Annotated in this window: 2 protein-coding genes; both read right to left on the bottom strand. The window is 68.3% G+C overall.

The genetic code is table 11. The annotated features are described in order from the left end of the window. Positions 1 to 341, bottom strand: a 341-nt coding sequence (locus QMK34_RS47485) for a SulP family inorganic anion transporter (protein WP_442785379.1), incomplete at its 3' end; no start/stop codon positions are given. Further along, a partial coding sequence (locus QMK34_RS47480; RefSeq protein ID WP_326421629.1) for an HAD-IC family P-type ATPase occupies positions 338 to 1,222 on the bottom strand: 885 nt, incomplete at its 5' end. The genes QMK34_RS47480 and QMK34_RS47485, both read right to left, overlap by 4 nt.

Below are 1,222 nucleotides of genomic sequence, written 5' to 3'. Positions count from 1 at the left end.
AACAGACCGGCTGCCAGCACGACCACGCCCGCGAGCACGGCGATCGGGTACACGACCGAAGTGCCGTGGCGGGCGACCAGCGGCACGAGCACCACGGTCATCGCCCCGGTGGGACCTGACACCTGCAGTGAGGAGCCGCCGAAAATCGCGGCGACCGCCCCGGCGATCACCGCGGTCACCAGGCCGGGCGCCGCGCCGACACCGGTCGCGACGCTGAAGGCCAGCGCCAGTGGCAACGCGACGATGCCGACGGTCACTCCGGCGAGAAGATCACGTGCCCAGGATCGCCGAAGTCCGGCGTAGTCGGCGACGGTGGGAATCACCCGTAGCAGTGCGCTCACCGGGGCGCCGGAAGACGTTGGCCGATGCTGAAGCGGGCGACGCGCCGGCGCAGATGTCGTTGCGGCGCAGGAGAGCTTGGCGTCGGCGGTTTGGTGGCTGCCACGCGGTAGAAGAGTTTCTTGCCAACCTCGATGAGCCCGAGGTAGCACAGCGCCATGCCGCCCAGCGCGGCGAAGAAGGCCGGTGGCAGCGGGTGGAACCCGAGCGCGCCCGCGAGCGGGGTCGCGGGCAGTATCGCCCCGACGGCGACGACGCCAAGGGCGGCCAGGGTCAGCGGCAGGCTGGGGTGGCTGCGGAAGAACGGGACGCGGCGGGTGCGGATGGCGAAAATGACCAGGGTCTGGGTCGCCAGCGATTCGACGAACCAGCCGGAGCGGAACTGCTCGGGCCCGGAGTGGAACACCCACAGCATGATGGCGAAGGTGGCGAAGTCGAACACCGAGCTGAGCGGTCCGAAGTAGAGCATGAAACGGCGGATGAAGCCGATGTCCCAATGCGACGGTCGCCGCAGTTGTTCCTCATCGACGTTGTCAGTCGGGATGGCGAGTTGGCTGGTGTCGTAGAGCAGGTTGTTGAGCAGGATCTGGGACGGCAGCATCGGCAGGAAGGTGAGGAACAGCGACGCCCCGGCCGCGCTGAACATGTTGCCGAAATTGCTGGACGTGCCCATCAGCACGTACTTGATCGTGTTCGCGAAGATCCGCCTGCCCTCCACCACCCCGTCGGCGAGCACGTCGAGGTCTTTCTCCAGCAGGATGACGTCCGCGGCGTCCTTGGCCACGTCGGTGGCGGAGTCGACGGAGATGCCGACGTCGGCGGCGTGCAGCGCCAGCGCGTCGTTGACCCCGTCGCCGAGGAACGCGACGTCACCGCCGGTGTG

This window comes from Amycolatopsis sp. H20-H5 (assembly GCF_035828755.1).
GTDB lineage: Bacteria > Actinomycetota > Actinomycetes > Mycobacteriales > Pseudonocardiaceae > Amycolatopsis.
Note: the sequence above shows the minus strand (reverse complement) of the source record. Positions and strands in the feature narration are given on the sequence as shown.